This is a genomic window from Methylobacterium longum (assembly GCF_022179385.1).
Classification (GTDB): Bacteria; Pseudomonadota; Alphaproteobacteria; order Rhizobiales; family Beijerinckiaceae; genus Methylobacterium; species Methylobacterium longum.
Window position 1 is genome coordinate 13,106 of record NZ_BPQS01000024.1, and the last position, 12,030, is coordinate 25,135.

Annotated in this window: 10 protein-coding genes; 4 read left to right on the forward strand and 6 right to left on the reverse strand. The window is 74.6% G+C overall.

Going from position 1 to position 12,030, the window contains the following annotated elements; translation table 11 throughout:
- Nucleotides 1–128: 128 nt before the first annotated feature.
- The 5 genes from MFF58_RS19425 to MFF58_RS19445 all read right to left on the reverse strand — a co-directional run bounded on the left by MFF58_RS19425 (nt 129) and on the right by MFF58_RS19445 (nt 5,357).
- Nucleotides 129–1,064, reverse strand: a complete 936-nt coding sequence (locus tag MFF58_RS19425) for a dihydrodipicolinate synthase family protein (protein WP_238290492.1) — start codon at nt 1,062–1,064, stop codon at nt 129–131.
- A gap of 143 nt (nt 1,065–1,207) precedes the next feature.
- Nucleotides 1,208–3,469, reverse strand: coding sequence for a xanthine dehydrogenase family protein molybdopterin-binding subunit (locus MFF58_RS19430; RefSeq protein WP_238290493.1), 2,262 nt, complete (start codon nt 3,467–3,469; stop codon nt 1,208–1,210).
- A 10-nt stretch (nt 3,470–3,479) separates the two neighbouring features.
- A complete protein-coding gene (locus MFF58_RS19435; RefSeq protein ID WP_238290494.1) occupies nt 3,480–4,520 on the reverse strand; it encodes an FAD binding domain-containing protein in 1,041 nt (346 codons plus the stop codon).
- Nucleotides 4,517–5,011, reverse strand: coding sequence for a (2Fe-2S)-binding protein (locus MFF58_RS19440; RefSeq protein ID WP_238290495.1), 495 nt, complete (start codon nt 5,009–5,011; stop codon nt 4,517–4,519). The genes MFF58_RS19435 and MFF58_RS19440 overlap by 4 nt, the downstream gene beginning before the upstream one ends.
- Before the next feature lie 115 nt (nt 5,012–5,126).
- Nucleotides 5,127–5,357, reverse strand: coding sequence for a hypervirulence associated TUDOR domain-containing protein (locus tag MFF58_RS19445; protein WP_238290496.1), 231 nt, complete (start codon nt 5,355–5,357; stop codon nt 5,127–5,129).
- A gap of 231 nt (nt 5,358–5,588) precedes the next feature.
- Between MFF58_RS19445 and MFF58_RS19450 the strand changes: the two genes are divergently transcribed.
- A complete protein-coding gene (locus MFF58_RS19450; protein WP_238290497.1) occupies nt 5,589–6,839 on the forward strand; it encodes a sensor histidine kinase in 1,251 nt (416 codons plus the stop codon).
- A 231-nt stretch (nt 6,840–7,070) separates the two neighbouring features.
- Nucleotides 7,071–8,204, forward strand: coding sequence for a hypothetical protein (locus MFF58_RS19455; RefSeq protein WP_238290499.1), 1,134 nt, complete (start codon nt 7,071–7,073; stop codon nt 8,202–8,204).
- A 13-nt stretch (nt 8,205–8,217) separates the two neighbouring features.
- Here MFF58_RS19455 and MFF58_RS19460 read toward each other — a convergent pair whose 3' ends face one another.
- Entirely contained in the window at nt 8,218–8,763 is a 546-nt protein-coding gene (locus MFF58_RS19460; protein ID WP_238290500.1) for a cupin domain-containing protein, read from the reverse strand.
- Nucleotides 8,764–9,014: 251 nt separating this feature from the next.
- Between MFF58_RS19460 and MFF58_RS19465 the strand changes: the two genes are divergently transcribed.
- A complete protein-coding gene (locus MFF58_RS19465; protein WP_238290501.1) occupies nt 9,015–9,827 on the forward strand; it encodes a MetQ/NlpA family ABC transporter substrate-binding protein in 813 nt (270 codons plus the stop codon).
- 74 nt (nt 9,828–9,901) lie between these two features.
- Nucleotides 9,902–10,882, forward strand: a complete 981-nt coding sequence (locus MFF58_RS19470; RefSeq protein ID WP_238290502.1) for an alpha/beta hydrolase — start codon at nt 9,902–9,904, stop codon at nt 10,880–10,882.
- Nucleotides 10,883–12,030: the final 1,148 nt, after the last annotated feature.

Genomic DNA, 12,030 nt, shown 5'->3' on the forward strand with positions numbered 1-12,030 from the left:
CGCGCTGAACGCCCTTCGGATCCCCCGCCGGTCCCTCTCCGGTCTCTCGCAGGTCTCCGATCCGGGAACATCGGAGCCCCCGCCGAAGCCCCTGCGGGAACCCCCCGAAGGGCGTCCGTACGGGCGCCTCAGCCCGCCAGCCGCGCCCGCTCGTCGGTCCGCGCGAGGCGGGCCAGCAGGTACTCGACCTCGGCCTTGGCCCGGGCGGTCAGCGCCTGCGACGGCTTGCGCTGCGCGTCGGACGCGAAGATCCCCCGGCGCATGAACACGTACTTGCGCACCGCGAGGCCCAGCGGTCCCTGCTGCTGCTCGTAGCGGAGATAGGGCAGGTGGGCGTCGAACAGGTCGTGGGCGGCGTCGCGCTCGCCCGCCCGGCCGAGGCGGACCACGTCGACCAGCATCTCCGGGAAGGCGTAGCCGGTGTTGGCCCCGTCGGCGCCGCGCTCGGTCTCGAAGTCGAGGAACAGGCCGCCGTTGCCCACGAGGATCGAGATGTGGCGCATCGAGCCGTCCGCCTCGAAGCCGCGCAGGGTGGAGATCTTCTCCAGCCCCGGCCAGTCCTCGTGTTTGAGCATCACGCAGGAGGGATTCTCGGTGACGATCCGGCGGATCACGCCCGGGGTCATCTGCACCGAGAAGGTCAGGGGATAATCCTGCAGGACGAAGGGCACGTCCGGCCCGATCGCCTCGACCGCGTTGCGGTAGTAGCCGACCACCTGGTCGTCGGTGCGCAGCGTGTTGGGCGGGGCGATCATCACGCCGGCCGCGCCCATCTCCATCACCTCGCGGGCCAGCGCCCGCATGGCCGCGAAGCCCGGCGCCGTGACGCCGACGATCACGGGCAGCCGCGTGCGCCCGAGGACCCGCTTGGCGACGGCGAGGCCCTCGCCGTGGTCGAGCTTGCCGGCCTCGCCGAGCTGGCCGAGGATGGTCAGGCCGTCGACCCCGGCGGCGCCGAAGAAGTCGGTCATCCGGTCGAGGGAGGTCTCGTCGATCCGGCCGTCCGGGTGGAACGGCGTCGGGGCGATCGGGACGACGCCGCCGATGTCGCTGGTGAGGGGCATGCCGGTCTCCGCGCTGCTGCGGCGGCCGCCGGCCGCCGGGTGGCATGCCCCATACTAAAAAATCCCGCGCGGCGCGACGCGCCCGGGCCGGGATCGGACCCGGTCCGGCGCATGCGCTCCACCCGCTCGATCGGCCCGGCAGCTCAGCCGAGCAGCTTGTCGAGGGTGATCGGCATCTCGCGCACCCGCACGCCGGTGGCGTGCCAGACCGCGTTGGCGATGGCCCCCACCGTGCCGGTGATGCCGATCTCGCCGACGCCCTTCACGCCGAGCGCGTTCACCACCGCGTCGTCCTCGTGGACGAGGATCGCCTCCAGGGCGGGCACGTCGGCGTTCACCGGCACGTGGTACTCGGCGAGGTTGTCGTTGAGGAACCGGCCGGTGCGCGGGTCCATCTCGGCCCGCTCGTGCAGGGCGAAGGACAGGCCCCAGATCATCCCGCCGTAATACTGGCTTTGGACGAGGCGCGGGTTGATCACCCGGCCGGCCGCGAAGGCGCCGGTGAGGCGGCTCACCCGGATCTGGCCGAGGTCGGGATCGACCTTCACCTCGGCGAAGACCGCCCCGTGGGCGTGCATGGCGTAGGAGGCCTGCGCGGCCGGATCGGCGCCGGCCTTGCCCCGGCCCTCGATGCTCGACCGGCCGGCCCGCCTGAGGATATCCGTGACCGACTCGCCCCGGCCCGGGTCGTCGCGCCGGGTCAGCCGGCCGTCGGCGGCGGTCACGCCGGCATTGCCGGCGCCGTAGAGCGGGGAGGCGGGATCGTTGGTGGCCAGCTCCGCGAGCTGGCGGATCACGTCGCCGGCGGCCGCGTGGATCGCGCCGCCCGCCGTGGCGGTGTGGCCGGAGCCGCCCGCGATCCCGGCATTCGGCAGGTCGGAGGAGCCCATCCGGAAGGTGAGGGCGTCCATCCCGATTCCGAGCCCGTCGGCGGCGATCTGGGCGAGCGCCGTCCAGGCGCCCTGGCCCATGTCGATCGCCCCGAGCTCCACCGTGCCGGTGCCGTCGGCGCGGATCTCGGCCCGGGCCATCCCCTCGAAGATCAGCGCCGGGAAGGTGGCGGTGCCCATGCCGGTGCCGACCAGGAACCCGTCCCGGTCCCGCGTCTGGCGGGGCTGGACCGGCCGCCCGGCCCAGCCGAAGGCCTCGGCGCCGCGGCGGTAGCACTCCCGCAGGGCCTTGGAGGAGAACGGCTTGCCGGTGAGCGGCTCGACCTCGGCGTAGTTGGCGAGCCGGAACTCCAGCGGGTCCATGCCGAGCGCGAAGGCCATCTCGTCGAGCGCGCTCTCCAGGGCGACGCTGCCGGAGGCTTCGCCCGGCGCCCGCATGAACAGCGGCGTGCCGGTGTCGAGGCGCACCGCCTCGTGCCGGATGGCGATGGCCGGGCTCGCGTAGAGGGTGCTGGTCGCCCGGCCGGCCGGCTCGAAGAAGTCGTCGAAGCTCGACGACGCGGTGCGGATGTGGTGGTCGAGGGCCGTGAGCTTGCCGGCGGCGTCGGCGCCGAGCCGGATCGTCTGCCGGGTCGGGCCGCGATGGCCCATCGGGCCGTACATCTGGGTCCGGGTCGGCACCAGCTTCACCGGCCGGCCCACGAGCTTGGCCGCCATGCAGGCGAGCACCTGCGGGCCGGCGGGCACGCCCTTCGAGCCGAAGCCGCCGCCGAGATAGGGGCTGTCGATGTGGATGTCGTCGGGGCGGATGCCGAACAGGCCGGCGAGCCGCCCCTGCGACATGGCGAGCGCCTGGGTCGGCATGAGCAGCGTCAGCCGGTCCCCCTCCCAGCTGGCCACCGCCGCGTGCGGCTCCATGGCGTTGTGGTACTGGGCCGGCGTCTCGTAGGTGGCGGCGATCGTCTCGGACGCGGCCGCGAGCCCGGCCTCGACGTCGCCCTCGGACTGCACCGGCGGGGCGCCGACGCCGACCGAATCCGGCGTGAAGGGCTCGCCGGAATCGAGGCCGATCCGCGGCGTCTCGGCCGCGTAGGTCGGGGCGAGCAGCCGGGCGCCCTCGGTCGCCGCCTCCAGGGTCTCGGCGATCACCACGGCGATCGGCTGGTTGGCGTAGCGGACGCGGTCGTTCTGGAGGAGGTCGAGGCGGAACGTGAACGGCCCGTCCTTGGCGTCCGGGTCCTTGGCGAGCGCCGGGGCGTGCCCCGGCCGCATCACCGCGACCACGCCGGGATGGGCCTCGGCGGCGGCCACGTCGAGGCCGGTGACGCGGCCCTTCGCGATCCGGGCGACGCAGAGCGCCGCGTGGAGGGTGCCGGGGGGCAGGTTGTCGGCGGTGAAGCGGGCTTGGCCCGTCACCTTGAGGGGGCCGTCGCGCCGGGTCAGCGGCTGGCCGATGCTGGAGCCGTGCCGGACCGTGCCGGCGGGATGAGGGCTGGGCGTGGAGGTCGCGGTCATGCGGGTCTCCTCAGACGATGCCGAACGGGGAGGCGGGGAGCGCCGGGATTCGGGCGGGCGTCCCGGCGGCGGCCTGGGTCAGGGCGCGGACCGCCACCCGCCGGGCGAGCTCGATCTTGAAGGCGTTGGCCGCGCCGGTGGGCTCGGCGCCGGCGAGGGCGGCGTCGGCGGCCTTCGCGTAGGCCTCGGGGGAGGGCGCCTGTCCGGCGAGCGCCGCCTCGGCCTCCGCCACCCGCCAGGGCTTGAGCGCCAGCCCGCCAAGGGCGAGCCGCGCCCGGCCGATCCGGCCTCCCTCGAGGGTCAGGGCGGCGGCCGCCGACACCACCGCGAAGGCGTAGGAGGTGCGGTCGCGGACCTTGAGGTAGCGGGCATGGGCTCGGAAGTCGGCGGCCTCCGGGGGCAGCCGCAGGGCGGTGATCAGCTCGCCGGGCCGCAGGTCGGTCTCCCGCTCCGGATGGTCGCCGGGCAGGCGGTGGAAATCCGTGAGGGGCACCGCCCGGTCGCCGTCCGGCCCGGCGATCTCCACCACCGCGTCGAACGCGGCGAGCGGCACGCAGAAATCGGACGGGTGTGTGGCGATGCAGTGCGCGCTCCAGCCCTGGACCGCGTGGATCCGGGTGGCGTGCCCCAGGGCCGCGCAGCCGGAGCCGGGGGCGCGCTTGTTGCAGGGCGAGACCGCGTCGGTGAAGTACGGGCAGCGGGTGCGCTGCATCAGGTTGCCGCCGACTGTGGCGGCGTTGCGCAGCTGCGCCGAGGCGCCCGCCAGCAGGGCCTCGGCCACCATCGGGTAGTCCTTGGCGAAGGCGGGGTCGTGGGCGAGGTCGCTGTTGCGCACCAGGGCGCCGACCCGGGTGGTGCCGTCCGGCAGCCGCTCGATGGCCGAGAGGCCGGGCAGGCGGGTGATGTCGACCACCCGCTCCGGGGTGGCGACGCCGCCCTTCATCAGGTCGACGAGGTTGGTGCCGGCCGCGAGGTAGGCGGTGCCCGGATGCTGCCCGGCCGCCACGGCCTCCGGCACGCTCGCGGGGCGGATGTAGTCGAAGCGCCTCACGCCGCGTCCTCCCGCTGCTCGGTCGCCCGGCCGGCCGCGTCCTGAACGGCCTCCAGGATGCCCGCATAGGCGCCGCAGCGGCAGAGATTGCCGCTCATCCCCTCGCGGATGCGTTCGGGATCGGTGCCGGCCTGGCCCTCGCGGATCAGGCCGACCGCGCTCATGATCTGGCCGGGGGTGCAGAAGCCGCACTGGAAGCCGTCATGGGCGATGAAGGCCGCCTGGACGGGATGGAGCCGGTCGCCCTCGGCGAGCCCCTCGATGGTCAGGATCTCGGCCCCGTCGAGGCTCGCGGCCAGCGTCAGGCAGGCATTGATCCGGCGCCCGTCCACCAGCACCGTGCAGGCGCCGCACTGGCCGCGGTCGCAGCCCTTCTTGGCGCCGGTCAGGCCGAGGCGCTCGCGCAGGAGGTCGAGGAGGGTGACGCGCGGATCGTCGAGGGCGATCTCGCGCGGCTGCCCGTTCAGGGTGAGCCTGAGGGGAATGGTCATGGCGGTCCCGGCTTGCAAAGGCTGGAACCGTTACAGATAGCCGCCGCCCGGCCCGCGGCGAGACGTCGAGCGGGCGGCGATGTGCGCAAGCTCACGATCTCGGCAGGTTGCGCGGTTATGCAGACTTGACCGTGACCTCCGAGGTCGACTTCAGCACCGTCCTGCCCGTGGCGGTCTTGATCTCCAGGGCCGGCTCCGCCTTCGAGGCCTCACGCTTCACGGTGCTGCCCTTGATGGTCTTCTCGACGTCCTGGGTGTGGACCTTGGTCACCGAGCCCTCGACGGTGCCCGTCCCCCATTTGTAGGTGACATCGTCCCCGGTCTTCACCTTCGCCTTGGCGGCCATCCGATCCTCCTGCGCTGCGTGCGGGGACAAGCGGGTCGGAACGGGGCCGTTCCCGGGTGTCCACGGCCAGGTGGCCGCAGGGCCGCCACCCGCGCCTCGACCGTCGCCGACGCGGTCTCGCCCAGGCCGATGGCGGCGCCGGGAAATCCGCGGGGGTGCGACGACGGGTGCGACCCGCCCGGCGGCCCGGCATCGCGCCGTCCCCGCCTTCCTGCTAGTCTCACCGCTCCCATGACCGACCAGACCGACTCGACCGCAGTGGAACCCAGCCCCGAGGCAGCCCGCGGGCCGGCGCCCCCCGATCTCGACTATCGCCTGCGCCAGCAGGTGATCCTGTCGGAATTCGGCGTGGAGGCCCTGCGCGGCACCGATGTCGACCACCTGCTGCAGCGGGCCGCGGAGCTGTGCGCGGAGGGCATGAACGCCGAGTTCTGCAAGGCCCTGGAGTACCGGCGGGGCGCGGACACGCTGCTGGTGCGGGCCGGCGTCGGCTGGGGCCCGGACGTGATCGGCAAGGCCCGGGTCGGGGCCGACCTCGCCTCCCCGGCGGGCTTCGCCCTCAAGACCGGCCGGCCGGTGATCTCGAACCACCTCGCCGACGAGACCCGCTTCCGCACGCCGCAGCTCATGGCCGACCACGGCATCCGCCGGGCGATCAACGTGCTGATCCAGAACCGGGACGGCGCCTTCGGGGTGCTGGAGGTGGACGACACCCGCGAGGGCGTGTTCGCGGAGGCCGACATCGCCTTCATGCAGGGCTTCGCCAACCTGCTCGGCGGTGCCATCGAGCGCCAGCGCACCGAGAGCCTGCTCCGCGCGGCGCTCGCCCGCCAGGACCTGCTGGCCCGCGAGATGAGCCACCGGGTCAAGAACAGCCTCGCCATCGTGGCGAGCCTGCTGGCCCTCCAGGCCCGCGCCGCCGAGGCCGAGCCCGCCGTGCAGGCGGCCCTGACGGACGCGCGCAGCCGCGTCGAGGCGATCGCGGGCGTCCACGACCAGCTCTGGCGGCAAGGCGACAAGGACGGCGACAAGGATGGGGGCGAGGACGGGCAGGGGGTGCCCGGCGAACTCGATCTCGCGCCCTTCCTGGAGAAGCTGGTGGCCAACCTCGCCAGCGGCGTGCCGGGCCAGCGGCTCGCCTGCACGGCCTGCCCGCAGCGGATCTCGGCCGACCGGGCCATCCCGATCGGGCTCCTGGTCAACGAGCTCGTCACCAACGCCCTCAAGTATGCCTACCCGCCCGGGACCCACCCGGAGGGCGGCGAGATCCGGGTCCGGGCCGAGCGCCAGCACGACACCCTCGTGGTCGAGGTGGCCGATGACGGGATCGGGCTGCCCGCGGGGTTCGAGATCGGGCGCGCCTCGAAGAGCCTCGGCATGCGGGTCGTCGGCAGCCTCATGCGCCAGCTCGGCGGCAGCCTGACGATCCCGGATCGGGGGAAGGGGACCTGCTTCCGGCTGGCCGTGCCGATGACCGGGTGAGCGCCCGCCGGGTGCGCCCATTCCGGGGGCGACGGGCGCCGGCGATGGCCGGCGCGGTCGCGGCTCCCGGGCGCGGCTCCCGGGCGCGAGGCCCGCACGAGCGCGCCGCCGAGGCCGGCTCGGCGCAGGCGCGCATCCCGCACAGCCCGCGCATCCGGGCCCGGGGCTGGACAAATGCCCCGCGCCGTCGCGATCTGCGTCCGACGGCCCCGGCGAGATAGAGCGGATGCAGTGAGCGGGATCAGGGATGCGGCGGCGATCCTCGCCGAGCGGCTCCACGCCTTCCGGAGCCTGGGCGACAATTGCGAGTTCGGGTTCGTGCAGCGCTACGGCGGCGTCGAGCCCTCCGGCCTGCTGCGCTTCTCCTACACGCCGCTGGAGGACCTGATCCGCGGCCTGCGCTGCGGCTTCTCGGATTTCGGCGTGCCGGGCGACCTGCGGCTCTCGGTGAGCGCGGGCGGCACCTATTACTGCCACAGCGTCGCCTACAACATCTGGGCCAATACCGGGCACTCGGCCGGCTCGATCGCCCCGGAGGCGCTGCTGGAGCGGGAATACGGCCGCCTCGCCCATCTCAAGGGCAAGTTCCTCGAGGACCTCGCCGACGGCACGAAGATCCTGGTGCGCAAGACCGGCCGCGACGACCCCGAATCCGATTTCGCGCGGCTGGCCGAGGCGGTCTGGGCGCACGGCCCCTCGACGCTGCTGCGCGTGACCGAGGCCGGGCCGGGCTGGGTTCCGGAGCCGGCCCGGCGCGTCGCCGACCGCCTGATCGCCGGGACGGTCCGCCGGTTCGCCCCGGCGGAGCAGGCCTGGGAGGTCGATCTGGAGCCCTGGATGCACCTCGTGGACGGCGCCTACGCGCTGGCGCGGGGCGCGGCGCCGGCCCGCCTGGACGCCGACGCCTTCCCGGAGGTGCTGCCGCTGCCGGGCCGCCTGCGCCGCCACGTCGGCCGGCACCGGGAACCGGCGCTCAGCGCCTACACGCGGGCGGTCGACCCGGCCGCCGTCCGGGGCGACGCGGTCCACGTGTTCTCGAGCTGGGTCTGGATCCCGGAGGACTTCGCCGGGACGCGGATCTTCGCGGCGGCCGGCTACGCGCGGCTGGGCTGGCGCGACGCCGACCTGTCCCGGCGCGGCTGCTGGCAGCGCGTCTGGGCCGCGGGCCGGCTGCGGCCCGAGGCGGCGCGCGAGCCCGTCGGCCTCGGCATGATCGGCACGCGCCGGGACGCCTTCTGGTCGGTCGGGGCGCGCTTCGCCGAGGGGCCGATCCCGGGGGAGGGGCCCGCGCCGGCGCTGCGGATGCCCCCCGCCCGGTTCCCGGGCCGCGACCTCCTCGGCCGGCTGGTGCCGCGGTTCGCGTGACCGCGCCGGGCCCTCACGGGTGCTTGTGGATCGGATCGACCCAGTAGACGGTCTCGGGCGCCTCGGCGGCCGCGACGTCGGGCAGGTTGACCACCACGGCCTCGTTGTCGGAGCGCACCAGCACGCAGTGCAGGGGCTCGTCGGTCGAGGCGTTGATCTCCTGGTGCGGCACGAAGGGCGGCACGAAGATGAAGTCGCCGGGCCCCGCCTCCGCGACGTATTCGAGCCGCTCGCCCCAGCGCATCCGGGCGCGGCCCGAGACCACGTAGATCACGCTCTCCAGGTCGCCGTGATGGTGCACGCCGGTCTTGGCGTCGGGCTGAATCGCCACCGTGCCGGCCCAGATCTTCTGGGCGCCGACCCGGGCGGCGTTGATCGCCGCCTGCCGGAACATGCCGGGCGTCTGCGCGGTGTTGGCGTCGAGCCGGTCGCCCGGGATCACCCGCACGCCGTCGTGCTTCCAGCGCTCCGCGGCGCCGGACGGGGGGCTGTACGGGTGCGCGTCCCCGTGCGCGTGCCCATGCGCGTGGGTGTGATGATCGTCGCCGCTGTCGTGCATGTCGGGTCCTCCGGCGCCATCATGACACGCCGCCGCCGGTTTGCGAGACGCCCGTCCGGGCCCTGACCCCGGCGGGACGATGATTCGCGCCGCGAAGACGAGCGACAGTGTAGATCTCGCCCGTTTTGGACAAATGGCAGAACACGGTCCTGTATCCGTCGGAACATCGAAGGCTCCGTTTCCTTGAGGGAGGCCCCGGCGGTCAGTAAGACCGGTCGGGCATCTCCCGCGAACAGGCCATCGAACCGTCCATGACCGCCCCGTCCCGCCGCACTCTCCTGGCTGGTGCCTTGGCCGGATCCCTGATCCTCGCCGCCGAGGGGCGGGCGCGCGCGGCCGGACAGGCCCTGCGCGTCGTGGCGTCGTCGGTCCCGCACGCGGAGATCCTGCACTTCGTCAGCGAGACGCTGGCGCCCGACGTGCCGCTCCAGGTCATCGAGATCAGCGGCGACCTGCGGCCGAACGCGCTCCTGCGCGACGGCGATGCCGACGCCAACTTCTTCCAGCACGTGCCCTTCCTCCGGGCCGAGGAGGCCGCGATGGGCACGCGCTTCGCGGTCGTGGCGACGGTGCATGTCGAGCCCCTCGGGCTCTACAGCCGCCGCGCCAGGGCCCTCGCCGACCTGCCGAAGGGCGGCACCGTCGCCCTCCCGAACAACGTGACCAACGCGAGCCGGAGCCTGACGCTGCTCCAGGAGAACGGGCTGATCCGCCTGCGGCCGGGCGGGGCCGGGATCTTCGCCAGCACCGACGACATCGCCGAGAACCCGAAGGGATTCCGCTTCGTCGAGATCGCGCCGCCGCAGCTGCCGCGCGCCCTCGACGACGTGGCGCTCGCGGTGATCAACGGCAACTACGCCCTGGAGGCGGGCCTCGAACCCGCCCGGGACGCCCTGGCGCTGGAGCGCGCGGAGGGCAACCCCTACGCGAACGTCCTCGTCACCACGCAGGCGCTGGCCGGCGACCCCCGCATCCAGCGGCTGGCCGCGCTCCTGACCTCGGCCGAGGTCGCGGATTTCATCCGGACGCGCTACCGCGGCTCCGTGGTTCCGGTGCGGGCTTAACCCGGACGGGAACCGATCGGCAGCCCCGTTCTTGCCTAGCGGGCCGCCCGGGAAGGCGCCCGTCGCGGGGTCCGATGCCCGATTCCTTACCCGACTCCTCACGCGAGTCCTCGTCCGTTTCCCGGCCCGACCGCCGGTCCCTTCTCCTCACCCTGGGCACGACCTCGGCGTTCCTGGCGGCCCGGGGCGCGGCCGCCATCGGGGCGCCGGAGCGGATCCCGCTCTGGCCGGGGGAGCCGCCGGGCGGCGGCGGTCCGCAGGGGCCCCTCGTCCGCGACGACAGCGGCGCGGTGACGAACGTCGCCCTGCCGGTGCTGGAGGTCTACGCCCCCGAGAATCCGACCGGCGTGGCGGTCCTCGTGGCCGGCGGCGGCGGCTATGCCCGGATCGGGATGGTCAAGGAGGCCCTGCCCGCCGCGCTCTGGCTCGCCGCGCAGGGCATCACGGCCTTCGTGCTGACCTACCGCCTGCCGCGCGAGGGCTGGACGGCGGGGGCCCTGGCGCCGCTTCAGGACGGGCAGCGGGCCCTGCGCCTGATCCGCGCCGGGGCCGCGCGCTTCCGGATCGACCCGGCCCGCCTCGGGGTGCTCGGCTTCTCCGCCGGCGGCCATCTCTGCGGGATGCTCGCCGCGCGTGCCGCCTTCCGGGCCTACGACCCGGTCGATGCCGCCGACGACCTCTCGGCCCGGCCCGACTTCGCGACGCTGATCTACCCGGTGGTGAGCCTGGAACCGCCCTACGACCGCACGACCACCCGGCGCGTCCTCGTCGGCGAGGCCCCGAGCCCGGAGGCGAGCCGGGACTGGTCGCTCCACACCCACATCCGGTCCGGCTGCCCCACGCTGTTCCTGGTGCAGGCCGACGACGATCCCGTCATCAGCCCCGAGCACAGCCGCGTGCTCGACGCGGCCTGCCGCGCCGCGGGGGTGCCGGTGGAGTACCACCGCTTCGCCGTCGGCGGCCACGGCTTCGGGATCGGCCGCTCGGAGGCACCGGTCGCCCTCTGGCCCCGGCTCTGCCGGCTGTGGCTGACCAGCGTCGCGGTGATGCGCTGAGCCGGCGCCCCGGGAGCGTCGTCCGCGCCTCCAGATCGCGGATGGATCCCGGGCGACGCCCGATCGGTCGCCCCGCACGGGGCGGGGCCCGCACCGCGCCCGTGACGGACGCTGACCGAACGATCCGCCCGGCGGTCCGCGCAGCCGCGGGCCCTCGAGCCGGCCTGGGGGCCCGGCCGGGAGGGCAGGGGGCCGCCCGATCCCGGCGGCGATCCGGCCTGAACGGCCCGGCCCCTGATCCGGCCGGCCGCGCGGCGAGACGGCCCGGGAGAGCGGGTCGTCCCGGTCTGGCGCCGTCCCGGATCGCGGCGCCGCCCCGCCGCGGGGAGGGGCGTGCGCGGCCCAATCCGTCCCTCAGCGTCGGTCGACGCCGCGCTTCCGGCGCCCCTCCTCCGGGCCGGGCCACACCCGATCGGGTCGACAGGCCACGTCACCATCCCGGGCTGAGAGCCCCGAGGGACGGCGCCAGGACCCGCACGGCCGGCCGGAGGTCTTCCTCGAACGCTCCTTCGAGAGCTCCTTCGAGAGCTCCTTCGAGAGTTCCTTGGAACCCTCCGCTGCGCTCCGCCGCCTCAGGGTGAGGGCGTTGGATCTGCCGGCCGGCTTCGCTCCGCCCGAAGGGACAATCCGTGCCGCCCGCGGGCAGGGGGCCCCGACCGCCCTCGCCCGACCGGGCTCGGGGGTTCGGGATGATCCATGGCGAATGTCCGGACATGGCGAGCGTCCCGACCATAGCGAGCGTCGGGACCGGCATGGGGCGGTCCTGCCGAACCTTCGGTATCCGGGCTGCCAGGGATCTGCGCTGCCAGGGGATCTGCGCCGGACGGCGGACGGCGGACCCTGGGCGTCGTGCGCCGCCTGTCCGGGCATGCGGCGTGAAACCGCCGGAGGGTCTCGCGGACCTTCGCGGGAGCCGCGCCCGCCGGGCCTCCGGCGGGGAGGGGCCTCGGACCGCCCTCGCCCGATCCCGGTCCGCAGGCCATCTGCTGCCAGCCGCTTCACCGCCACCGATGCGCCGCGGGCCCGGACGACGCCGCGGCGGAAGGAGGCGACGGAGCCCACCACGCCGGAGCCCGGGACGGGTTCGCCGCGCTCGCAGGTCCGGACATGCCGAGGCGCCTCAGCCGTAAGGTACGAGGAGCCCGACC